General features: G+C 72.9%; 20 protein-coding genes. 6 read left to right on the forward strand and 14 right to left on the reverse strand.

Going from position 1 to position 22,535, the window contains the following annotated elements:
* Positions 1 to 40: 40 nt before the first annotated feature.
* Entirely contained in the window at positions 41 to 727 is a 687-nt protein-coding gene (locus BIU98_RS13355) for a PadR family transcriptional regulator (protein WP_083393244.1), read from the reverse strand.
* Positions 728 to 911: 184 nt separating this feature from the next.
* Between BIU98_RS13355 and BIU98_RS13360 the strand changes: the two genes are divergently transcribed.
* Positions 912 to 5,675, forward strand: coding sequence for an ATP-dependent helicase (locus BIU98_RS13360; RefSeq protein ID WP_071276856.1), 4,764 nt, complete (start codon positions 912 to 914; stop codon positions 5,673 to 5,675).
* Entirely contained in the window at positions 5,668 to 6,447 is a 780-nt protein-coding gene (locus tag BIU98_RS13365; protein WP_071276858.1) for a DNA-formamidopyrimidine glycosylase family protein, read from the forward strand. Before BIU98_RS13360 ends, BIU98_RS13365 begins: the two co-directional genes overlap by 8 nt.
* A gap of 83 nt (positions 6,448 to 6,530) precedes the next feature.
* On the opposite strand, the gene BIU98_RS13370 is transcribed toward BIU98_RS13365, so the two are convergent.
* Entirely contained in the window at positions 6,531 to 7,568 is a 1,038-nt protein-coding gene (locus BIU98_RS13370) for an aldo/keto reductase (RefSeq protein ID WP_071276860.1), read from the reverse strand.
* Between the two features lie 135 nt (positions 7,569 to 7,703).
* Between BIU98_RS13370 and BIU98_RS13375 the strand changes: the two genes are divergently transcribed.
* Positions 7,704 to 8,249: a TetR/AcrR family transcriptional regulator gene (locus tag BIU98_RS13375; protein WP_071276862.1), complete on the forward strand. Its 546-nt coding sequence runs from the start codon at positions 7,704 to 7,706 to the stop codon at positions 8,247 to 8,249.
* On the opposite strand, the gene BIU98_RS13380 is transcribed toward BIU98_RS13375, so the two are convergent.
* Positions 8,231 to 9,178: a LysR family transcriptional regulator ArgP gene (locus BIU98_RS13380; RefSeq protein WP_071276864.1), complete on the reverse strand. Its 948-nt coding sequence runs from the start codon at positions 9,176 to 9,178 to the stop codon at positions 8,231 to 8,233. The two genes, BIU98_RS13375 and BIU98_RS13380, sit on opposite strands and share 19 nt — an antisense overlap.
* A 68-nt stretch (positions 9,179 to 9,246) precedes the next feature.
* Here BIU98_RS13380 and BIU98_RS13385 point away from each other — a divergent pair, with 68 nt between their 5' ends.
* The gene (locus BIU98_RS13385; RefSeq protein WP_071276866.1) at positions 9,247 to 10,224 is read left to right on the forward strand and encodes a LysE/ArgO family amino acid transporter; all 978 of its coding nucleotides are present in this window, start codon (positions 9,247 to 9,249) and stop codon (positions 10,222 to 10,224) included.
* 105 nt (positions 10,225 to 10,329) lie between these two features.
* On the opposite strand, the gene BIU98_RS13390 is transcribed toward BIU98_RS13385, so the two are convergent.
* The 5 genes from BIU98_RS13390 to BIU98_RS13410 all read right to left on the reverse strand — a co-directional run bounded on the left by BIU98_RS13390 (position 10,330) and on the right by BIU98_RS13410 (position 15,910).
* Positions 10,330 to 11,805 carry an APC family permease gene (locus tag BIU98_RS13390; protein ID WP_071276869.1) on the reverse strand — a complete coding sequence of 492 codons (1,476 nt, stop codon included), beginning with the start codon at positions 11,803 to 11,805 and terminating at the stop codon, positions 10,330 to 10,332.
* 147 nt (positions 11,806 to 11,952) lie between these two features.
* Positions 11,953 to 12,825 (reverse strand): hypothetical protein, encoded by an 873-nt coding sequence (locus tag BIU98_RS13395; protein WP_071276871.1) that lies wholly within the window; start codon positions 12,823 to 12,825, stop codon positions 11,953 to 11,955.
* 49 nt (positions 12,826 to 12,874) lie between these two features.
* Positions 12,875 to 13,684 carry an alpha/beta fold hydrolase gene (locus BIU98_RS13400; protein WP_071276873.1) on the reverse strand — a complete coding sequence of 270 codons (810 nt, stop codon included), beginning with the start codon at positions 13,682 to 13,684 and terminating at the stop codon, positions 12,875 to 12,877.
* Between the two features lie 160 nt (positions 13,685 to 13,844).
* Complete coding sequence (locus BIU98_RS13405; protein ID WP_071276875.1) at positions 13,845 to 14,363, reverse strand: methylated-DNA--[protein]-cysteine S-methyltransferase; 519 nt, start codon at positions 14,361 to 14,363, stop codon at positions 13,845 to 13,847.
* The gene (locus BIU98_RS13410; protein ID WP_071276877.1) at positions 14,360 to 15,910 is read right to left on the reverse strand and encodes an AlkA N-terminal domain-containing protein; all 1,551 of its coding nucleotides are present in this window, start codon (positions 15,908 to 15,910) and stop codon (positions 14,360 to 14,362) included. Before BIU98_RS13410 ends, BIU98_RS13405 begins: the two co-directional genes overlap by 4 nt.
* Before the next feature lie 425 nt (positions 15,911 to 16,335).
* Here BIU98_RS13410 and BIU98_RS13415 point away from each other — a divergent pair, with 425 nt between their 5' ends.
* Positions 16,336 to 16,905, forward strand: coding sequence for a molybdenum cofactor biosysynthesis protein (locus BIU98_RS13415; RefSeq protein ID WP_071276879.1), 570 nt, complete (start codon positions 16,336 to 16,338; stop codon positions 16,903 to 16,905).
* On the opposite strand, the gene BIU98_RS13420 is transcribed toward BIU98_RS13415, so the two are convergent.
* From BIU98_RS13420 to folE, 6 genes are all read right to left on the reverse strand, one after another.
* A complete protein-coding gene (locus tag BIU98_RS13420; RefSeq protein ID WP_071276881.1) occupies positions 16,902 to 17,462 on the reverse strand; it encodes a type 1 glutamine amidotransferase domain-containing protein in 561 nt (186 codons plus the stop codon). The genes BIU98_RS13415 and BIU98_RS13420 overlap by 4 nt on opposite strands.
* A 136-nt stretch (positions 17,463 to 17,598) precedes the next feature.
* On the reverse strand, positions 17,599 to 18,252 hold the full coding sequence (locus tag BIU98_RS13425; protein ID WP_083393246.1) for an HAD-IA family hydrolase: 654 nt from the start codon (positions 18,250 to 18,252) through the stop codon (positions 17,599 to 17,601).
* A gap of 10 nt (positions 18,253 to 18,262) precedes the next feature.
* Entirely contained in the window at positions 18,263 to 18,469 is a 207-nt protein-coding gene (locus BIU98_RS18995; RefSeq protein WP_139200731.1) for a hypothetical protein, read from the reverse strand.
* A 43-nt stretch (positions 18,470 to 18,512) separates the two neighbouring features.
* Positions 18,513 to 19,346, reverse strand: a complete 834-nt coding sequence (locus BIU98_RS13430; RefSeq protein WP_217635702.1) for a pyrimidine reductase family protein — start codon at positions 19,344 to 19,346, stop codon at positions 18,513 to 18,515.
* Positions 19,343 to 20,278: a dihydropteroate synthase gene (gene folP, locus BIU98_RS13435; protein ID WP_071276883.1), complete on the reverse strand. Its 936-nt coding sequence runs from the start codon at positions 20,276 to 20,278 to the stop codon at positions 19,343 to 19,345. Before folP ends, BIU98_RS13430 begins: the two co-directional genes overlap by 4 nt.
* Complete coding sequence (folE, locus tag BIU98_RS13440; RefSeq protein WP_083393262.1) at positions 20,275 to 20,913, reverse strand: GTP cyclohydrolase I; 639 nt, start codon at positions 20,911 to 20,913, stop codon at positions 20,275 to 20,277. Before folE ends, folP begins: the two co-directional genes overlap by 4 nt.
* Positions 20,914 to 20,980: 67 nt before the next feature.
* On the opposite strand from folE, the gene BIU98_RS13445 reads away from it, so the two are divergent.
* Positions 20,981 to 22,450, forward strand: a complete 1,470-nt coding sequence (locus BIU98_RS13445; RefSeq protein ID WP_071276886.1) for an NCS2 family permease — start codon at positions 20,981 to 20,983, stop codon at positions 22,448 to 22,450.
* The last annotated feature ends 85 nt before the right edge of the window (positions 22,451 to 22,535 follow it).

Raw genomic sequence — 22,535 nt, forward strand, 5'->3', positions numbered from 1 at the left:
ACCAGCTGGTGGGGAGCCTCCTGTCCGTGGGGTGGCCGGCTCAGTCGGCGAGGATCTGCAGGAGGTCCTTGCGGAGCTGGTCGACCTTGGCCGACGCGGCCTTGACCTGCTCGTCGGTCGCGCTCGTGCGGTACATGTGCAGGACGCCCATGGTCTTGCGGAGCGCCTCGACGAACTCGCGCTGCGAGTCCGGCATGCCGGGCGTGGACTCCCACGCGGCGGCGATCTCGTCGGCCTTGGCCTCGGCCTCGGCGCGACCGGCGTCGGTGAGCTCGAAGAGCGTCTTGCGGCCGTCGCCGGTCGAGACGACGAGGTCCTCGTCGACGAGCTGCTGGAGCGTCGGGTAGACCGAGCCGGGGCTCGGCTTCCAGGCGCCACCGGTGCGTTCGGCGATCGTCTTGATCACGGCGTAGCCGTTCTGGGGACCCTCGGCCAGCAGGCCGAGGATGGCGAGGCGGACGTCGCCGCGGCGACGACGCTCCCGACCGAAGCCGGGACCGCCGAACCCGGGGCCGAAGCCCATGCCGGGTCCGAAGCCGCCGCGGCCGCCGAAGCCCATCGGGCCGGGGCCGAAGCCGCCGCGCCCGCCGTGCTCGCCGCGGTCGCGGCCGGGGAAGCCGACGCCGTGGTGCGCGCGCCCGCCGCCGAAGCGGGGGCCGCGCGGTCCGGAGCCACGCTGGTCGTGGCGGTGGTCGTGCATGTTCTCGTGGTCGTCCATGGGGTGCATGGTGACTCCTCTCGAGGGTCGTGGTGGAAGTGGGCTCGCGATCCGTTCCGGACTGTTCCGGCACTGTCGCGATGTAGTAACGATAGATCGGTAACTATCGCTCTGTCAAGGGTCGTTCTCGGCAGGGTCCTCGTCTGGTCCTTGACGGGTGCTTGTCGGTGGCGGCGGGCAGGATGGGCGGACCATGACGGACGTCCTCGAGCGCTTCTCCCCCGCCACCGCTGCGTGGTTCCGCGGCGCGTTCAGCGCCCCGACCGCGGCACAGTCCGGTGCGTGGGACGCCATCTCGACCGGGCGGCACGCGCTCGTCGTGGCTCCGACGGGGTCCGGCAAGACCCTCGCCTCGTTCCTGTGGTCGATCGACCGGCTCATCAGCTCGACGGACCACCCCGAGCCGAAGCAGCGCACGCGGGTGCTCTACATCTCGCCGCTGAAGGCCCTCGGCGTCGACGTCGAGCGGAACCTGCGCAGCCCGCTCGTCGGGATCACGCAGACGGCTCGCCGGCTCGGGCTCGAACCCCCGGACGTCACGGTCGGTGTCCGGAGCGGTGACACCCCGTCGTCCGACCGGCAGAAGCTGCTGCGGCTGCCCCCGGACATCCTCATCACCACGCCCGAGTCGCTCTACCTGATGCTGACGTCGAAGGCGCGGGAGACCCTGCTGAACGTCGACACCGTCATCGTCGACGAGGTCCACGCCGTCGCGTCGTCGAAGCGCGGGGCGCACCTGGCCGTCTCGCTCGAGCGGCTCGACGACCTGCTCGACAAGCCCGTGCAGCGCATCGGCCTGTCCGCCACCGTGCGCCCCGCAGAAGAGGTCGCCCGGTTCCTCGGCGGTCGCGCCCCGGTCGAGATCATCGCTCCGCCGGCGCAGAAGACCTTCGACCTGCGCGTCGTCGTGCCGGTCGACGACATGTCCGAGCTCGGGTCGCCGCCCGCCGGGTCGGACTCCTCGGACGCCCCGTCGAACGGCTCGATCTGGCCCCACGTCGAAGAGCGCGTGGTCGACCTGATCGAGGAGCACCGCTCGACGATCGTGTTCGCGAACTCCCGGCGGTTGGCCGAACGCCTGACCGCCCGGCTGAACGAGATCCACGAGGAACGGGTGGTGGCAGCAGCCGGGGACGGCGTCCTGGTCCCCGCCGGGGCGTCACCCGACGACGTCGGGCTGCCGGGTGGGCGAGGGCAGTCGCCGGGGCGGGCGTCGGCGCACGCACCGGTCCCGCAGCAGACCCGTCCGCCGGCGGAGATGATCGGCTCGTCCGGCCAGACCGCCGGCGCCGTCCCGGTGCTCGCCCGGGCCCACCACGGGTCCGTGTCCAAGGACCAGCGCGCCATCATCGAGGACGACCTGAAGTCCGGGCGGCTGCGCTGCGTCGTGGCGACGAGTTCGCTCGAGCTCGGGATCGACATGGGCGAGGTCGACCTGGTCGTGCAGGTCGAGGCCCCGCCGTCGGTCGCCAGCGGCCTGCAGCGCGTCGGCCGTGCCGGGCACCAGGTCGGGGAGATCTCCCGCGGGGTGCTCTTCCCGAAGCACCGCGCCGACCTCGTGCACAGCGCCGTCACCGTCGAGCGCATGGTGTCCGGGCAGATCGAGTCCATCTCGGTGCCTGCGAACCCCCTCGACGTCCTGGCGCAGCACACCGTCGCCGCCGGGGCCGTCGACACCCTCGACGTCGAGCACTGGTTCGAGCTCGTGCGCCGCAGTGCCCCGTTCAGCGGCCTGCCCCGCTCGGCGTTCGACGCCACGCTCGACCTGATCACCGGACGGTACCCGAGCGACGAGTTCGCCGAGCTCCGTCCTCGTCTGGTGTGGGACCGCGTCCACGGCACGCTCACCGGGCGTCCTGGCGCCCAACGCCTGGCCGTGACGAGCGGTGGCACGATCCCCGACCGCGGCATGTTCGGCGTGTTCATGGTCGGCGAGAAGGCGTCCCGCGTCGGCGAGCTCGACGAGGAGATGGTCTACGAGTCCCGCGTGGGTGACGTCTTCGCCCTCGGTGCCACCAGCTGGCGCATCGAGGAGATCACCCACGACCGCGTGATCGTGAGCCCGGCGTTCGGGCAGCCCGGCCGGGTGCCGTTCTGGAAGGGCGACGGCATCGGGCGTCCCGCCGAGCTTGGGCGCGCGACCGGGGCCTACATCAGGGAGGTCGAGTCCGCTTCCGACGCCGATGCCCGCGCCCGGGTGTCCGCCGGCGGGCTCGACGAGCGGGCCGTGACGAACCTGCTGACCTTCCTGCGCGAGCAGCGGGCCGCCACCGGGCACGTGCCGAACGACACCACGCTCGTGGTCGAGCGCTTCCGCGACGAGCTCGGCGACTGGCGCCTGATCCTGCACTCCCCGTACGGCATGCAGGTCCACGCGCCGTGGGCCCTCGCCGTGGCGGCCCGACTCCGCGAACGGCACGGCATCGACGGCGACGCGATGGCCGCGGACGACGGCATCGTGGTGCGCATCCCCGAGACCGACGCCGAACCCCCGGGGGCCGACCTGTTCGTCTTCGAGCGGGACGACCTCGAGGCCGTCGTGACGGACGAGGTCGGTGGCTCGGCGCTGTTCGCCGCCCGGTTCCGCGAGTGCGCCGCCCGCGCGCTGCTGCTCCCCCGGCGCGACCCCGGCCGACGCTCCCCGTTGTGGCAGCAGCGGCAGCGGGCGTCCCAGCTGCTCGAGGTCGCCCAGAAGTACCCGACCTTCCCGATCGTGCTCGAGACCGTGCGCGAGGTCCTGCAGGACGTCTACGACGTGCCGGCGCTGCTCGGCATCGCGGACGAGATCGCCCGGCGCGGCATCCGACTCGTCGAGAGCGAGACCGCGACGCCGTCCCCCTTCGCCCGCTCGCTGCTGTTCGGGTACGTCGCCGCCTTCATGTACGAGGGCGACTCCCCGCTGGCCGAACGCCGGGCGGCGGCACTGTCGCTCGACTCGACGCTCCTCAGCGAGCTGCTCGGTCGGGCGGAGCTCCGTGAACTCCTCGACCCGGCCGTGATCGCGTCGACCGAGCAGGACCTGCAGCGGCTCTCGCCGGACCGCCGAGCACGGGACACCGAGGGCCTGGTCGACGTCCTGCGTCTGGTCGGCGCGATCGACCTCGACGAGGCGGTCGACCGCAGCTGGCTCGCCACCGACGCTGACCGTCCGGCCGCTCGGGACACCCTCCGCACCACGCTCGAGGCACTCGAACGCGACCGCCGCGTGCTGTCGTTCTCCCACGCCGGGGCCACTCGCTGGGCCGTGATCGAAGACGCCGCCCGGCTCCGCGACGCCCTCGGGGTCCCCCTGCCGATCGGCGTCCCCACCGCGTTCATCGAGCCCGTCGCCGACCCGCTCGGTGACCTGGTCGGCCGGTACGCCAGGTCGCACGGGCCGTTCGCCGCGCAGGACGCCGCCTCGCGCCTGGGGCTCGGGATCGCCGTCGTGCAGGACACCCTGCGTCGCCTGGTCGCCGACCGCCGCCTGGTCGAGGGCGAGTTCCGCCCGGACCGCCAGGGCGCCGAGTGGTGCGACGCCGAGGTGCTGCGACGGATCCGCACGCGGTCGCTCGCAGCGCTCCGGCACGAGGTGGAGCCGGTCTCGTCGGACACCCTCGCCCGGTTCCTGCCCGCGTGGCAGCACGTCCGGACACCGGGCACCCGCGGTGGGCTGCGTGGGATCGACGGCGTGCTCCAGGTCATCGACCAGCTCGCTGGCGTCGCCCTGCCCGCCAGCGCGTGGGAGTCCCTCGTCCTGCCCGTCCGGGTGTCGGACTACGCGCCGAGCATGCTCGACGAGCTCACCGCCACGGGCGAGGTCCTGTGGTCCGGCGGCGGCACCCTGCCCGGCAACGACGGCTGGGTGCGGCTGCACCTGGCGGACACCGCCGCGACGACGCTGGCCGAGCCCTCGGGCGACGAGACCACCGAGCTGCAGCGTGACGTGCTCGGAGCCCTGGCCGGCGGCGGCGCGTACTTCTTCCGGCAGCTCGGACAGGCCGTCGGCAGCACCGACGACGCGGCCCTGACCACGGCGCTCTGGGACCTCGTCTGGGGCGGACAGATCACGAACGACACCTTCGCGCCACTGCGGGCGATGCTCGGCGGACGCGCCAAGAGCACCACCGCGCCGCGCACCCGGGCCTACCGCGGCCGTCGCCGCCCGACGCTGCCCACGCAGTCCGGTCCGCCGAGCGTGGGTGGCCGCTGGTCGCTGCTGCCGCTCGCCGAGGCCGACGCCACCGTGCGGGCAGCGGCGACGGCGGAGCAGCTGCTCGAGCGGTACGGGGTCGTCACCCGCGGCGCCGTGCAGGTCGAGGGCGTGCGGGGCGGGTTCGCCGGCGTGTACCGGGTCCTCGCTCGGTTCGAGGAGTCCGGTCGGGCCCGCCGCGGGTACTTCATCGAGGGGCTCGGGGCGGCACAGTTCGCGACCAGTCCGACGATCGACCGCCTGCGGACCTACGCCAGGGACCTCGACGAGGACGAGCGCGCGAACCCCGACCGGGTGCGCGAGGTCATCACCCTGGCGGCGACGGACCCGGCCAACCCCTACGGGGCGTCGCTGCCGTGGCCGACGGACGGAGATGCTTCCGCGGACGCGTCGGCGGATGCGCCCGAGGCCGGTGTCGCCGCAGGCGCTCCGTCGGCGACTGCGCCTACCGCTGGCGCCGGGGCCGCCGCCAAGACCCCGCGCGGGCACCGACCCGGTCGGAAGGCCGGCGCTCTCGTGGTGCTCGTCGACGGCGAGCTGGGCGTGTACGTCGAGCGCGGGGGCAAGTCCGTGCTGACGTTCACCGAGGACGCCGCCGACCTCACCGCCGCCGCGACCTCGATCGCCACGACCGTCCGGACCGGGCTCGGCAAGCTCTCGGTCGAACGGGTGAACGGCGTCTTCGTGCTGGAGTCCCCGTTCGGCGACGCCCTGCGCAGTGCCGGCTTCACCGCGACTCCGCAGGGGGTGCGGCTCCGTGCCTGAGGGCGACACCGTCTACCGCGCCGCCCACCGCCTGCACACGGCGCTGGCAGGCAAGGTCCTGACGCGCAGCGACTTCCGCGTGCCGGCGTTCGCCACGCTCGACCTGGTCGGCCGGACCGTGGACGAGGTCGTGCCGCGGGGCAAGCACATCCTGCACCGGATCGGCGACCTGACCGTCCACTCGCACCTGAAGATGGAGGGCCGCTGGGACGTCTACGCGCCCGGCGACCGCTGGCGACGACCGGCACACCAGGCCCGGGCCGTGCTCGACGCCGAGGACGTCTCGACCGTGGGCTTCACCCTCGGGGTGCTCGAGGTCGTAGCCCGCGACCAGGAGTCCGAGATCGTCGGGTACCTCGGCCCGGACCTGCTCGGGCCCGACTGGGACGCCGCCGTCGCCGAGGCGAACCTCGTCGCCGATCCCGAGCGGCCCATCGGTCTTGCGCTGCTGGACCAGCGGGTGCTCGCCGGCCTCGGCAACGTCTACCGGAACGAGCTCTGTTTCCTCCGCGGCGTCCTGCCCACCCGACCTGCCGGCGAGGTCGAGGACCCGACGCGGATGATCGCCCTGGCGCACCGGCTCATCCTGACGAACCGCGACCGCAGCGCCCGTGTGACCACCGGGGTCGACCGACCCGGCCGCCGCTTCTGGGTCTACGGCCGCGACCGGAAGCCCTGCCTGCGCTGTCGGACGCCCATCCGTCGGGGTGAGCTCGGCGAGTCCGACCTGACGCTCCGAGACACCTACTGGTGTCCGCGCTGCCAGTCCTGACGGGGTCGGCACCGGCGCTGTTGCTACAGGTGCTGGTGCTGGTGCTGGTGCTGGTGCTGGTGCTGGTGAGCCTGCGCCGCGGGTCAAACGGCGGCGGGTCGGTCCTCGACGGGACGACGACGAAGCCCCGCCCGCAGGACCGCCGGCGGCTCGTACTGCTGGTCGAGGCGCCCGACGTCGGTGCCCGGCGGGACGATGGCGTCGATGCGGTCGAGCACCTCGTCGGAGAGCACCACGTCGGCCCCGGCGAGCAGGTCGTCGAGCTGCTCCATCGACCGCGGGCCGATCAGCGCGCTCGTCACACCCGGGTGGGCGATCGCGAACGCCAGGGCCAGGTGGGTCATCCGGATGCCGGTCTCCTTGGACAGCGCCACGATCTGCTCGACGGCCTCGATGCGGCGCTCGTCCTGGTTGTGGCGGAACATGCCGACCCGCGCCAGGTCGCTGTCCTGGCCCTTCCGGAACCGCCCGGTCAGGATGCCGCCGGCGAGCGGGCTCCACACGAGCGTGCCCATGCCGTACCGCTGGGCGACCGGCAGGACCTCGCGCTCGATGCCGCGGTTGAGGATCGAGTAGGTCGACTGCTCCGTGCGGAAGCGCTCCAGGCCCCGGCGCTCCGACGTCCACTGCGCCTCCACCTGCATCGACGCGGGGAAGTCCGACGTGCCGATCATCCGGACCTTGCCGCTCCGGACCAGGTCGGTGAGGGCGGACAGGGTCTCCTCGACGTCCACCGTGTCGTCGGGTCGGTGCGCCTGGTACAGGTCGATGTGGTCCGTCTGCAGTCGGCGCAGCGAGTCCTCGACCGCACGCATGACCCAGCGGCGGGAGTTGCCCCGCCGGTTCGGGTCGTCACCCATCGGACCGTGGAACTTCGTGGCGAGCACGACGTCGTCGCGTCGGCCCTTGAGCGCCTTGCCGAGGAGCTCCTCCGAGCCGCCCTGGGAGTAGCGGTCGGCGGTGTCGATCAGGTTGATGCCGGCGTCGAGCGCGCGGTGCACGATGCGGATCGAGTCCTGTTCGTCGCCGTTGCCGATGCGGCCATCGGTGCCGAGCATCATGGCGCCGAGGGCGAAGGGGCTGACCTGGACGCCGGTCTGGCCGAGGGTGCGGTACTGCATGGGTTCCTCCTGTCGATGGCGTCCCGAGTCGCGGTGCCGTATCGTGGTCCGAACTGGAACGTTCTTCCGGAACTATACGGAACGCTGTTCCGTTTGCGCAACACCCCGTTGTCCGCCCCGTCCACCAGGAGCCCCATGCGCGCCGACGCCCGCCGCAACCTCGACGCGCTGACCGACGCCGCGAAGGCCGTGTTCGCCAGCGACGGTGTCGACGCCCCCGCGAAGGTGATCGCCGACCGTGCCGGTGTCGGTGTCGGCACGCTCTACCGCCACTTCCCGCAGCGCTCCGACCTGGTGGTGGCGGTCTTCCGGAACGCGGTCGAGGCCTGCGCGGACGCTGCCGACGACCTCGCCGCCCGGAACACCCCGGACGCGGCACTCGGACTGTGGCTGCAGCGGTTCACCGAGTTCGTCGCGACGAAGCGCGGGCTCGCCGCCGCCCTCCACTCGGGCGACCCGGCGTTCGAGGCGCTGCCCGCCTACTTCATCGGTCGGCTCGGCGACGCACTGACGGGGCTGCTCGACGCCGCCGCGGCCGCCGGCACCATCAGCGCCGACGTCGACGCCCCGCAGCTCCTGCGCGCGGTGGCCGACCTCTGCCACGGCTCACCCAGCCCGGAGCACAGCCAGCGCATGGTCGCCCTGCTCGTGGACGGCCTGCGCTACCGCGCCACGGTCTGACGACCGCCGGACCCCGGCGGGTGCAGCCGCTCGGCCGCCGTCGCCCGCACGGCGTCGGTCACCCGCTCGAGCAACGGGGACGCCAGGTTCCACCGCTGCCACCAGAGTGCGACGTCCGCACGGCGCCCGGGGGTGAGCTCCACCAGGGCACCCCGTTCAACGGCGTCGAGACACTGGGCCTCCGGCAGGAGTCCCCACCCGAAGCCGAGCTCCACCGCTCGCGCGAAGTCCGCGGACGTGGGGACGAAGTGCCGCGGTCCCCGGGGAGCGTGCCCGACGACCCGGCGGAGGAATCCCTGCTGCAGGTCGTCGTCGTGGTCGTAGTCCACGAGCGGCACCCGGTCGAGCCGCTGCAGCATCCGCCGCTCGGAGTCGGCGCCGGCGAGGTAGCGGTCGACGAACGCGGGCGAGGCCACCGCCCGGTACCGGTCGATGCCGAGCGCGACGGACGAGCAGCCCTGCACGGGTTCCGACTCCGCCGTGACCGCCGCCATCACCGTGCCGGACCGCAGGAGCTCGGCCGTGCGGTCCTGGTCCTCGCGGTGCAGGTCGAAGACGACCTCGGTGTCCCGACGGACGATCGCCAGGGCGTCGAGGAACCAGGTGCCGAGCGAGTCCGCGTTCACCGCGAGCGGGATCGAGGGGACCCGGTCCTCGTCGTCCGTGTCCACGCCGCCGAGGTCGCGCGCCGTCTCCTCGTCGAGCAGGCGGACCTGCCGGGCATGCCGCAGCACGACGGCGCCGTCGGGCGTCGGCACGATCGGCGTCGTCCGCTGCAGCAGGACGCGGCCGACGAGCTGCTCCATCGCCTTGACCCGCTGTGAGACCGCCGACGGGGTGATCGACAGCGCACGCGCTGCGGCGTCGAACGTGCCGAGGTCGACCGCCGTCAGGAGGGTCTCGAGGTGTTCGCGCTGGAAGCGGAGCATGAGCCGAGCTTACGGCGCACCAGGAACGTGAGCTGTCCTGCATGACGTCAACCTCGTACCGTCGTCCTGTGACCGTCCTGCTCCCCGTCCTCTCCGGCCTCGGCACCGGGCTCGCCCTCATCGTGGCGATCGGCGTGCAGAACACGTACCTGCTCCGGTTGGCCGTGACTGCTCGCGTCCGGGTGGTGGCGGCAGCGGTGCTGGTGTGCGCGGTGTCGGACGCGCTGCTCATCCTGGCCGGGGTGCTCGGCGTCGGGGCCGTGGTCGAGCGGTTCCCCGCGGCGCTCGTGGTGATCCGGTACGTCGGGGCGGCGTTCCTGCTGACGTACGGGGTGCTGGCGGCACGGCGGGCGCTGCGCCCGTCGGGCGATGCGATCCGGGTCGCGGCCGAGGACGACGGGGTCGCCGTGGTGGGGGTGGGAGCGGGGGTGGATGCGGCGACGGCGGCCGTCGTCGCCGCCGCGGCCGGCCCCGCCGGGGCGGCGGCTGCGGGCGCCGCGGACGCCGGAGGCGGCCTCGCCAGCGCGGCGGCTGCCGTCGCGCCCCCGTCCGCGCATCGCGCCCCGGTGCACGGGGGCGCGATGCCCGGAGCGGGGCGCGATGCCGGCGCACCGGGCGCGGCCCACGCGGATCCGCAGCCGGCGGGGCGGGGTCGGGCCGAGCCTCCAGGCCGGAGCGATCGGAGCGACCGGACCGGTCGGACCAGCCACAGCAGCCGGACCGGCCGGACCGGCCGGACCGCCCCCGCCGCCCCTGCCATGCGCGCCGCCGTGCTGACCATGCTCGTCTTCACGTGGGCGAACCCGCACGTCTACCTGGACACGCTGGTGTTCCTCGGGTCCGTGGCGAACCAGCAGGGCGTCGACGACCGCTGGTGGTGGACGGCCGGCGCGGTGGCGGCGAGCTGCGTGTGGTTCGGCGCGCTGGGGTTCGGCGGGCGACTGCTCCGGCCGCTGTTCGCGCGGCCGATGACCTGGCGGGTGTTCGACGGGTGCGTCGCCGTCGTCATGCTCGTGTTCGGCGCGCTGCTGGTCGTCGGCGCCTGACACGGCGCGGACTGGCGCCGCACAACGGACGACGGCTCGCACCACCGAGTTCGGTGGCGCGAGCCGTCGTTGCTGGTGCGGATCCGATCCGCGCCACCAGGACCCCTACTGCTCCCGGCGCCCCACCCGGCTGTGGCTGCGGCTGTACCCGAAGTAGATCGCGAAGCCGATGACGAGCCAGACGACGAAGCGCAGCCAGGTCTCGACCTCGAGGTTGAGCATCAGCCAGAAGCACAGCACGGCGGACAGGATCGGGATCACGGGCGACCACGGCACCCGGAAGGACCGCGGTGCGTCCGGACGCGACTTGCGCAGCACGATGATGCCGATCGACACGAGCACGAACGCGGAGAGCGTGCCGATGTTGATCAGGCCCTCGAGCTTCTCGACCGGCGTGAACCCGGCGAGCACCGCGACCACGATCCCGGCGATGAGCTGCACCCGGACGGGCGTCTGCGTCTTCGGGTTCGTGACCGAGAACCAGCGGGGCAGCAGCCCGTCGCGGCTCATCGAGAAGACGATGCGGGACAGGCCGAGCAGCAGCACCATGACGACGGTGGTCAGGCCGATGAGCGACCCGATCGCGATGATGCCGGCGGCCCAGGGCAGTCCGACGATGTCGAAGGCCGAGGCCAGCGACGGGGCGTCCTCCTGCGCGAGCCGCTTGTACGACACCATGCCCGTGATGACGATGCTCACGCCGACGTAGAGCAGCGTCACGACGCCGAGCCCGATGAAGATGCCGCGGGGCAGGGTCTTCTGCGGGTTCTCGGTCTCCTCGGCGCTGGTGGCGACGACGTCGAAGCCGATGAACGCGAAGAACACCAGCGACGCGGCGGCGAGCAGCCCGAAGACGCCGTACTGCGCGGGCTCGGACCCGGTGGCGAAGGACACGAGCGACTGGGTCCAGACGCTGCCCTCCGCGCCCTTCGACGGCTCGGCGGCGGGGATGAACGGCGTGAAGTTCGCGGCCTTGACGAAGAAGGCGCCGACCACGATGACGAACAGGACGATCGCGACCTTGATGACGGTGATCACCGCGGAGACGCGGCTGGACAGGCGGGTGCCGAACGCGAGCAGCGCCGTGAAGACGCCGACGATGAGCACCGGGCCCCAGGTGAAGCCGATCGGCCCGATCGCGATGGTGCTCGGCAGCGTGATGCCGAAGACGTCGAACGCGGTGCTGAGGTAGATGCCCCAGTACTTCGCGATCACGGCGCTGGCCGTCAGGGTCTCGAGGATGAGGTCCCAGCCGACGATCCACGCGAGCAGCTCGCCCATCGTGGCGTAGGTGAACGTGTACGCCGACCCGGCGACGGGGATCGTCGAGGCGAACTCGGCGTAGCACATGATCGCCAGGCCACACGTGACGGCAGCGAGCAGGAACGACACGATGACGCCGGGGCCGGCGAAGTTCGCGGCGGCGTTCGCACCGACCGAGAAGATGCCGGCACCGACCGCCACGGCGATGCCCATCGCGGCGATGTCGAAGGTCTTCAGGGAGCGCTTGAGCGAGCGGCCCTGTTCGTCGGCGTCGGCCAGCGAGGCCTCGATCGACTTCGTACGGAGCAAGGATGCCATGGGGTCGTTCCCGTCATCGGCTGGCGTGGGACCCGGGAAGCGTAGTGGTGTACCAACTCGAGGCGCAAACAGGTGACACGGACGGGATCATGCGGGCCGCAGTCCGGCCGGTGGCCGTCTGCACCCGGACGGGAGGCTCGGCCCGGCTCAGGCGGACCGGCGCCAGTCCGCCAGGAAGCGGGCTCCGGCGTCGTCGTGGATGACGCCGTCGGGTGCGGTGAGGACCGGGTACGGCGTCGCCGGGACCCCGTCGGACGGACGGACGTCGACGTGGGCCACGTCGTGGCCGTTCGCGTGCAGCCAGTCGGCCATCGCGTAGTCACTGCGCGAGTCGCCCATCGTGCGCCAGGTCAGCGGGAGCTCGCCGTCCTCGGCCAGGAGCTCGAGGGACCGCTCGGCGCCCATGTCCTTGCCGCTGCGGTCGGACTCGACGTCGGTGGAGATGATCGTCGGGTCGATGCGCCACTGCACGGCACCGGACGCATCGGGTCGGACGTCGTCGAGCCGACGCACGCCGAGGCCACGCCGCACGAGCGCCGCCATCGCCTTGGCGTCGAACTCCGGCTGCCGCGCCAGGTACGTGGCGTTCGGGACCTCGACGCGCTGCTCGATCGACACCATGGCGCGCTTGGTCTCGTCGAAGAACACCAGGTCGGCGTACTCGTCGCGCACGAGCTCACGCATCTCGTCGGCGTAGTCACGCGGCAGCGCCAGGTCCTCGGCGACCGTGACGTCGCCCATGCCGTCCTCGTACTGCGGGCCGATCGAGCACCAGACGGCGCCCTTCTCGCACACGGCGTGCACGCGGCCACCCGGGGCGAGGCCGCCAGCGAGCAGCGGTCCCACGACCTGCTCGCGGATGAAGGCGTCGCTCCGACCGGTGTTGAACACGACCGGGATCCCCTCGGCGGCGAGCGCGATGAGGTCCTCGATGATGCTGGGGATCGCGATGGTGCGGGAGACGGGACTGGCGATGGGGCCGTCGACGTCCAGGAGGAGTCCGAGTCGGGGTGCGCTCACGGGTCCATCCTCGCAGCACGGTGGGCCGCGGTGGGCGTCCGCCGCGGGGTCAGTGCTGCGCGGCCCGGATGCGGTCGAGCAGGGCGGCGATGGCCTCGGCGTCGGGCACGTGGCCCTGCCCGGGGACGACGGTGTGGTCGGACCCCGGGATGGCCTCGGCCGCCGCACGGGCCGCCGGGCCCATCCAGTCCGGGGACTCGGTGCCCGAGGCGACGAGCACGGGGACGCCGACCGAGGCGAGCACCCGCTCGGGGATCGCGAGGCCGTTCAGCATGCGGACGTCCCGCGGGAGCACGTGCGCGTCGGCGAGCAGCGCCCGCCACAGCGCCGGCTTCAGGCGGACCCCGGCGATCTGGCCCATCGGGATGCCGAGCACCTGCGCCAGGAACGCGCGGACGGCGGCGCCTCGGCGACCGGCTGCGACGTGTTCGTCGAGCGTGTCCGCGAAGACGACGTCCTCGGCGTGCGGGTCGACGCTGGCGCGGTAGGGCGGTTCCCACAGCAGGGCGCCGTCGAGTGGGACCCCGGCGGCGATGCCGTGCAGGACCACGCACACACCGACACAGACCCCGAGGCCGGTGACCGGCCCGTCGACGCTCTCGACGACGGCACGGAGGTCGTCGGACTCCCGCTCGATCGCCCACGGGTCGGTGTCGCCGCTCGCGCCCCGGCCACGGCGGTCGTACGTGACGACCCGGTGCCGCTCGGCGAGGACGCTCGAGAGGCTCTGGATGGACGGCGTGCCGCGGTGGTCGAAGGCTCCGGCCACCACGACGACGGCGGGACCGCTCCCCACCTCGGTCACCGCGAGCACGGTGCCGTCGGCAGAGGTGACCGTTCGGTCGACCGGAGCGTTCATGGGGTCCTTCGAGGTGTGTCGACGACGCTGCGTCGGGCCCTCGAGTGGGCCGTGCGGATGTCGGTGGTCCGAGTGTGACAGTTCGCAATCGGTACGTCTCCCCCCGCTTCCAGGGGCAGACGCGGCGCTCGGCCCCTCGACGCGGGTGGTGCCGCAGGGGTCAGTGCTGGACGAGCGCGGTCGTGCCCACGGCCTCGCGTTCGAGCAGGGAGCGCTTGACGTCGAGCCCCCACGCGAAGCCGCCGAGCGAGCCGTCCGACCGGAGCACCCGGTGGCACGGCACGAACAGCGCGGGGGCGTTCCGGGCGCAGACGCTCGCTGCCGCCCGCACGGCGTCCGGTCGGCCCATCGCCGCCGCCAGCTCGGTGTACGTCAGGGTCGACCCCGCGGGGATCAGCCGGAGCTGCCGCCAGCCCTCGGTCGAGAGCTCGGTGCCGACCTGGCGCACCGGCACGTGCATCGCCGGGTCGATCTCACCCGCGTAGAAGGCGTCGACCGCCTCGGCTGAGGACACCGAGCCCGTCGACACGTGCGCGGGCCGGTGCTGCGCGGGGATGCGGGCCAGGATGCGGTCGAACGAGTCCGTCCACCCCGAGGCGAGCACGCGCCCCTGCACGTCTTCGAGCACGGTGAAGGACCCGTCGGGGGTGTGGAGTGTGGAGATCACGGCGTCGGTCATGGGGTGTCCTTCCGGGAGTCGATGTGGGTGGCACGAGCGGCTGCCGTGGCGCGGTCGACGATCAGCCGCCAGCAGTGCATCGTGAGGTAGCTCCGCCAGGGCGCCACCTGCTCCGACCATAGGGAGAGCTCACGCGCGCCACCGGGCAGCCCGAGTTCCTGTGCACCGTTCCGCACGGCGAGGTCGCTGTGGAGGAACACGTCGGGGTGGTGCCGGACCCGGAGCGCGACGTAGTCCGCCGTCCACGGCCCGATGCCCTTGACGGCGAGGAGCCCACCGCGGAGCTCGTCGAGCGACTGGCCGCCGTGCACGACGAGCGACTCGTCGGCGAGCGCTCCCGCGACCCGGATGATCGTGTCCACGCGGGCGGCCGGCCCGCGCAGGACCTCGTGTCCCGACGCTGCGATGACGGCGGCGGACGGGAAGAGCAGTCCGTCGGGGGCGATCGCCGTCGGCACCGGGGCTCCGAGCGCCGCGACCAACCGCGTCTGCGCCGTACGGGCAGCCGCGACGGAGACCTGCTGGCCGATCAGGGTGCGGAACACGATCTCGTGCGCGTCGACCGCACCCGGCAACCGGAGTCCGGGGACGCGGGCGACGGACGGGGCCAGCGCGGGCACGGCCCCGAGGACGGCGTCCACCGCGACCGGGTCGGCGTCGAGGTCGAACAGCGCCCGCACCCGCGCGACGAGCGTCGGCAGGTCGCCGAGGTCCGTCACCCGCACGGTCAGGTCGATGCCGGCCCTGGGGCCGGCCGCGTCGGGGAGGGCGGCCGAGGCGCGGAACCAGCCAGGGCCTCCCGGCAGGTCGACGAGCCGTTCGTAGGCGGTGACGACACCGGCATCGGTGGTGACCACCCGCTCCAGTCCGGCCAACGCGTGGAGTGCGTGCCAGTCGAGCAGGCCCTGCGCGTCGAACGGCGCGCGCGCCGGCAGGTGGACGTGCAGGCCACCGTCGGGGGCGGGGAGCACGCGTCGTCGGGCGCGGAGGTCCGTCGGGGTGACGGCGAAGACCTCGCGCACGGTGTCGTTGAACTGGCGGACGCTCGTGAAGCCCGCGGCGAAGGCGACGTCGGCGATGGGCAGGTCCGAGGACGTCAGCAGCGTCCGTGCGGTCTGTGCGCGGTGCGCGCGGCTGAGGGCCTTCGGTCCGGCGCCGAGCTCCTCGGTGAGGATGCGGCTGAGCTGTCGTTCCGAGTAGCCGACGCGGGCGGCGAGGCCGGGCACGCCCTCCCGCTCGACGACACCGTCGAGGACCAGGCGCATCGCGCGGCCGGCGACGTCCTCGCGCAGGTCCCACTCGGGGCTGCCGGGGGTCGCCTCGGGCAGGCAGCGCTTGCACGCGCGGAAGCCCGCGAGGTGCGCGGCGGCACTCGTGCGGTAGAAGGTGACGCCCGTCGACCGCGGGGTGCGTGCGGGGCAGCTCGGTCGGCAGTAGATGCCCGTCGAGTGCACGGCGGTGACGAACTGGCCGTCGAACCGGGCGTCGCGCGAGGCGGCGATGCGGTGGCGCTCGGCGTGCAGCGCGTCGGGGTCGGGGGTGGCCATGCCGTCAGCCTGGCACGGGCCACCGTCAGCGACTGGCGGGAATCGGACGGGGTGGTGGGGGGCGCGGGGTCGGTCGTGGTCGCGGTCGCGGGCCGTGCGTCGCGGTCGCACTGTGCGCGGGCCTCCGCCCCGTGCGAGGTTGACCACGTCGTGCGATGGGACGAGCGCGCACGGAGTGGTCAAGCTCGCACGGCGCCGCGTCGCGTCGCGTCGCGTTCTCCGGCCGGGTGCTCGGCCGAGACACCCCTGTCTGCCCGAGACGCCCCCGAGTTGCCCAGACGCCGCCGAACTCCGCGGCGTCTGGGCGACCGTGCGGCGTCTCGGAGGCCGTGCGGCGTCTCGCCGAGACACCGGCGTCTCGCCCGCCGCCAGCCGCACGACACGACACGACACGACGGCCGGGAGGCTCGGCTAGCGTCGTCCGCATGGCTCCCGGTCCCGACGCGGTCACCCACGCAGCGCTGGGGCACGTCACGCACGTCGAGGTCGCGATGCTCCAGGTCTCCCGACGCCACCGCTACGAGGGACGGCCCGCCGACGGGGCACTGCCCGTGGACGGGGACGAGCTGCGCGACCGGGTCGAACTACGCGCGGGCCTGGGGATCGTCGGCGACCGGTACTTCGCCGCGCGCGCCCACGTCCACGCCTCGGTCACCGTGATCGGGCTCGAGGCGCTCGAGGACGTGGGCCGCACGCTCGGCATCGAACTCGACCCGACACGGACCCGGCGCAACGTGTACCTGCGCGGCGTCGACGTCGAGGCCCTCCGCGGGGAGCCCTTCTCGGTCGACTCCGGCCACGGGCCGGTGCTGTTCCGCGGGTACCGCCCGGCGAACCCCTGCGCCTGGATGGACCACGAGATCGCGCCGGGTGCCTTCCGGGCCATGCGCGGACGGGGCGGGGTGCGGTGCGACCCCGAGTCCGACGGCGTGCTCGCCCTCGGTCCCGCGGTGCTCCGCACGGCCCGCCCCGTACCGGTGATGGAATCGCGCTAGGCCGAGGCGCCGGTCAGCGAGGTCTCGATCGCGTCGACGAACGCCGGCAGGTCGTCCGGCGTGCGCGACGTGATCAGGGTGCCGTTCGTGTCGTCGACCTGGACCTCCTGGTCCACCCACTCGGCACCCGCGTTGCGGACGTCGGTCTGCAGCGACGGGTAGGACGTGATCGTGCGGCCCTGCAGGACGCCGGCCTCGACCAGGGTCCACGGACCGTGGCATATCGCGGCGACGGGCTTGCCGGCCTCGGCGAAGCTCTTCACCAGGCGGACGGCGGACTTGTCGAGCCGCAGGTTGTCGGCGTTGATCGTGCCACCGGGCACGACGAGGGCGTCGAAGTCACCGGCCGAGACGGTCGCGAGCGTCGTGTCCGGGTCGAGGGTCTTCCCGGGGTCCTTGTCGCCGACGAGCGTCTGGATGGTGTCGGTCTCCTGCGCCGCGACGGTCACCGAAGCACCGCGTTCGCGGAGCTGGTCGACCGGGACGACGATCTCGTCCTGCTCCACGCCGTAGTTCGTCGCGATGACGAGGATCTTCTTGCCGTCGAGGGTTGCCATGATCGCTCCTTCCACGAGCCGGGTTCTCCGGCTGCGGGATCCAGCGTGCTCGGCGACGCTGGGCACCGGCACAGCCCTGCGCTTCGTGCACACCGCGCTCGGTGCACCCCGTGGTCGTCCCGCGGTGGGACCGCTGTCAGCCGCGGATGCGGAACGCGGTGCCCTCGGGCGTGACCTCGACCCCGTCGAAGCCGTGGACGCGCGGGATCCCAGCCGTGACCTCGGCCTCGAGCGTCCCCACGACCACAGTCGTCGCCCCGGAGGCGATCGCGGACTCGACGCCGGCCGGAGCGTCCTCGAACGCCAGGCAGTCCGTCGCCGCGAGCCCGAGGAGCTCGGCACCGCGGAGGTACCCGTCGGGGTGCGGCTTGCCGTTCTCGATGTCCTCGGAGGTGACGACCACGTCCGGCACGGTGACGCCCGCGGCACGCATCCGGTTGAGGGCGAGGTCGCGCGGCGCACTCGTCACCAGCGCCACGGGGACGCCGGCGTCGACCAGTCGCTGCAGGAACGCCGCGGCCCCGGGGACCTCGACGATGCCGTGGGTGTTCTCGACCTCGTCCGCGACGAGCTCGTCCGCCAGGCGACGCTGTTCCGCGGGGTCGAGGTCGGGCAGGAAGTGCGCGACGGTGTCGATCGTCTGACGCCCGTGCGAGAAGGCCAGGATCGTCGACGGCGCGAGGTCGTGCGCTGCGCCGAAGCGGCCCCACGCTCCCTCGACGACCGAGGTGGAGTCCACGAGCGTCCCGTCCATGTCGAAGAGGACCCCGGACGCCACGATGTCGATCACGTGCCCGACCCTACCGGCCGGCGCCGCGACGCCGCCCGGCGGCGAGGACCGTCACGAGCGCGACGACCGACAGGACCGCTGCGACCACCCAGACGACCACCTGTGCCGAGCGCAGGGCGGGGACGACCTGACCGAGCACCATGACGAGCGCCACCGAGCAGCAGAGCACGGAGACAGCGATCCGGAGACGCCTCGTCGTACGTGGTACTTCACCCATCACGCAACGGTATCGATGGTCGAACAGTCGACGCAAGGCCCGGTCACCGCGACCGGACGTACCTCGTCAGCAGCAGGTCCCCTTCGCCGAGCAGCACGTGCGCCAGCCGCATCCGCCGCAGCTCCGGCGACGATCCACGCACGATGCGGGGCCCCTCGCCGCCCTCGAGCGACGGGTCCACCGACAGGCACAGCTCGTCGACGAGGTCCGCCGCCACGAGTGAGCCCAGGAACGACGGCCCGCCCTCGCAGTGGATCCGTCCGAGACCACGGGCGACGAGTGCGTCACGCACGAGCCCGACGTCCACCGAGTCCGTCCCGCACGACACCACGTCGGCCACGGCGGACAGGGCCGCGCGGGCGGTGGGATCGGCAGCGTTGGACGTCAGCACGAGTGGCCGCACCGGGGCGTCGGTGAACACGGACGACGCGGGGTCGAGCGAGAGCGACCCAGTGACGATCGCGAACACGGGGTGGTCCGGCAGGCCGTGCTCCCGGCGCCAGGCGACGTCGGCATCGTGCAGGCGCATGGGCCCGTAGCCCTCGTCGCGGACGGTGCCGGCGGCGACGAGCACCACGTCGGCGATGCGACGGAGCAGGTCGAACACCCGCAGGTCGTCCGGCCCACCGAGCGCCCCGGTTACGCCGGCGGCGGACGCGGCACCGTCCAGCGTGCTGACGAAGTTGACCCGGATCCAACCGGCGGCCGACGGGTCAGAGCCGGCCCGAGCCTCCAGGCCGACAGCAGACCCGGCCACAGCCGCAGCCGCCCCGACACCAGCAGAAGCAGCAGCAACGGCCACAGCCGGCGCCGCGCTGTACAGCGCGACCAGGTCGTCGTCGGACAGGTCCGCGACGGACGGGGGCAGCAGGTTCACGTGTTGTGCCTCGATTCCAGGGGTGCGCGCCAGCCGAGGGTGGCCTCGACCATGCGCATGGCGTCGACGGACTCGACGACGTCGTGCATCCGCACGACACGGGCGCCGAGCATCGCACTGACCGTCGCGACGGCCAGCGACCCCGACAGCCGCGACCCGCGGGGACGGCCAAGGGACTCCCCGACGAAGTCCTTGTTCGAGACGGCAGCGAGCACGGGGTAGCCGAGCGCGACGACCTCTGGCAGCCGCCGGGTGAGCTCGAGCGTGTGCACGGTGTTCTTGTTGAGGTCGTGGCCCGGGTCGACGATGATCCGCGCGTCGGGGACGCCGGCGGCGAGAGCCCGGTCCACGCGTTCGCGCAGGAAGCCGACGACGGAGCCGGTCACGTCGTCGTAGGCGGGCGGTGTCGGCAGCTGCTGGCGGGGCAGGGCCGTGGAGTGCGTGATGACGATGGTGGCGCCGGAGTCGGCGACGACGTCAGCCATCCGCGGGTCGGACAGCCCGGTCGTGTCGTTGACGACGCTGGCGCCGGCGGCGATCGCGGCGGCCGCGACCTCCGGGCGGAAGGTGTCGACGCTGATGACGACGTCGGACTGCTGCGCGAGCTGCTCGACGACGGGCACGACGCGGTCGATCTCCTCCGAGGCGGGCAGCTCCGGCCCGGGCGCGAACTTCACGCCGCCGATGTCGACCCAGTCGGCGCCCTGCTCGGCGGCGAGGACCGCGGCCTCGACCGCGCGGTCGAGCGCGAACGTGGCGCCCTTGTCATGGAACGAGTCGGGGGTGCGGTTGACGATCGCCATCACCGCGATGCGGTGGTCGAAGTCGATGGTGCGCCGGCCGATGGTGCGGACCGGGTCGCGCAGGTCGGGCACGACCCAGCCGGGTGACGAGCCGGCCTGGAGGCTCGTGACGGCGCCGTCACGCGTCATGCGTCCGCCTCGGGCTGACTTGCGGCGGCGCGGGCGTCGTGACCGGCGTCGGCACCGATCCCGGCTCCGGCTCCGGCTCCGATCAGGGCGATCGCCTCGGCCCGACCGTTGGCCTCGGCCAGCGAGCCGCTCGCGGCGACCGTCACCGTCGTCGAGCCGGTCTGTCGCTCGCCGCGGGTCGTCACGCACTGGTGCTGGGCGTCGAGCACGACGAGGACGCCCTGGGCCTCGAGGCCGTCCTGCACCGCCCGCACGACCTGTTCGCCGAGCCGCTCCTGCAGCTGCGGGCGGGAGGCGAGTGCATCGACGACCCGGGCCAGCGTGCCGAGGCCGATGAGCCGCTCGCCCGGGGCGTAGGCGAGGTGCGCGACGCCGAGGAAGGGGAGCATGTGGTGCTCGCAGACGGAGCGGAAGCGGATGTCGCGGACGACGACGAGCTGGCCGCGCTCGTCGGCCTCGGCCGGGACGGTGCCGTCGCGGGCGATCGCGGCGGCGTCCTCGCCCAGGCCGGCGAAGAACTCGGTGTAGGCGTCGGCGACCCGCTGCGGTGTCCGTGCGAGCCCGGGGCGGTCGGGGTCCTCCCCGATGCCGGCGAGGAGCTCGCGCACGGCGGCCTCGATGCGAGCACGGTCCATGCGGTGGTTCACGCAGCCCATCAAACACCAGTCCCCCGACGCTGCCAGGTTCCTTTAAACTTCGTCAGTGAGCGCCACGAAGACCACCGAACCGCCCCGGAACCGCGTCGCGTCCGGCCTCGACCGCTTCTTCTCCGTCACGAAGCGCGGATCGACCATTCCCCGTGAGGTCCGCGGTGGCCTCGTCTCCTTCGTCACGATGGCGTACATCGTCATCCTCAACCCGCTCATCCTCGGTGGGTTCAGCGCCGACCAGGCCGCGAAGGACGTCACCGGCGGCTGGCTCGAGAACGCCCAGGTCGCCGCGGCCACCGGGCTCGTCGCCGGCATCATGACCATCGCGATGGGCATGATCGCGAACCTGCCGTTCGGCATCGCCGCGGGCCTCGGGATCAACTCGTTCCTCGCCGTGAGCGTCGTGCACCAGGTCACCTGGGCCGAGGCGATGGGGCTCGTGGTCATCAACGGCGTGATCATCGTCATCCTGGCGTTGACGGGCATCCGCACGATGATCTTCACGGCGGTGCCGGCGCAGCTCAAGGCCGCGATCACCGTCGGCATCGGCCTGTTCATCGCCTTCATCGGCCTCGTCGACTCCGGCTTCGTGCGCTCCTCGGGGCTGGCGTCGCCGCCCCTGCAGCTCGGTGAGGACGGCTCCGTCGGGGCCCTCCCCACGATCGTGTTCCTCATCGGCCTGGTGATCATCGGCACGCTCATGGCCCGCAAGGTCAAGGGCGCCCTGCTCATCGGCATCATCGCGACGACGATCATCGCGATCATCCTGCAGGCCGTCTTCCACGTGCCCACCTCGGTCGACTCCAAGACCGGCTGGAACCTCAACGCCCCCGGCCTGCCGAGCGCGCTGTTCGCCCTGCCCGACCTGTCGCTCGTCGGCCACTTCGACTTCGGCGCCTTCAGCCGCATCGGCCCGCTCGCCGCGTCGATGCTCGTCTTCACGCTGGTCTTCACGAACTTCTTCGACGCCATGGGCACGATGACCGGTCTGGCGAAGGCCGCCGGGGTCGCGAAGCCCGACGGCACCTTCCCGCGCCTCCGCTCGGCGCTCGTCGTCGAGGGCGCCGGTGCGATCGCCGGCGGTGGCGCCTCGGTCTCGTCGAACACCGTCTTCATCGACTCCGCCGCCGGCATCGGCGAGGGCGCCCGCACGGGCATGGCCTCCGTCGTCACCGGCCTGCTGTTCCTGGCGTCGATGTTCCTGACCCCGCTGACCCAGGTCGTCCCGCTCGAGGTCGCGGCCGCCGGGCTCGTCGTCGTCGGTGCGCTCATGGTCGCGCAGGTCAAGGACATCGAGTGGACCGACTTCGGCTCAGCGCTGCCGGCGTTCCTGACGATCGTCGTGATGCCGCTGACCTACTCGATCGCGAACGGCATCGGCGTCGGCTTCATCAGCTGGGTGCTCATCAAGGCGCTGTCCGGCCGCGGCCGCGAGGTCTCCTGGCTGCTCTACGTCGTCGCCGCGGGCTTCCTGCTGTACTTCGCGCGCGGGCCCCTGGAGTCGGTGCTCGGGGTCGGCTGACGCCGGGCCGCGGGTGCGGGCTGCGGCTGCGGGGGTTGCCGGCACGGCTGTGGCTGGCGCCGATCGGCTTCGCACAACCAGAACC

It is taken from the genome of Curtobacterium sp. MMLR14_010, assembly GCF_001865015.1.
Taxonomy (GTDB): Bacteria; Actinomycetota; Actinomycetes; order Actinomycetales; family Microbacteriaceae; genus Curtobacterium.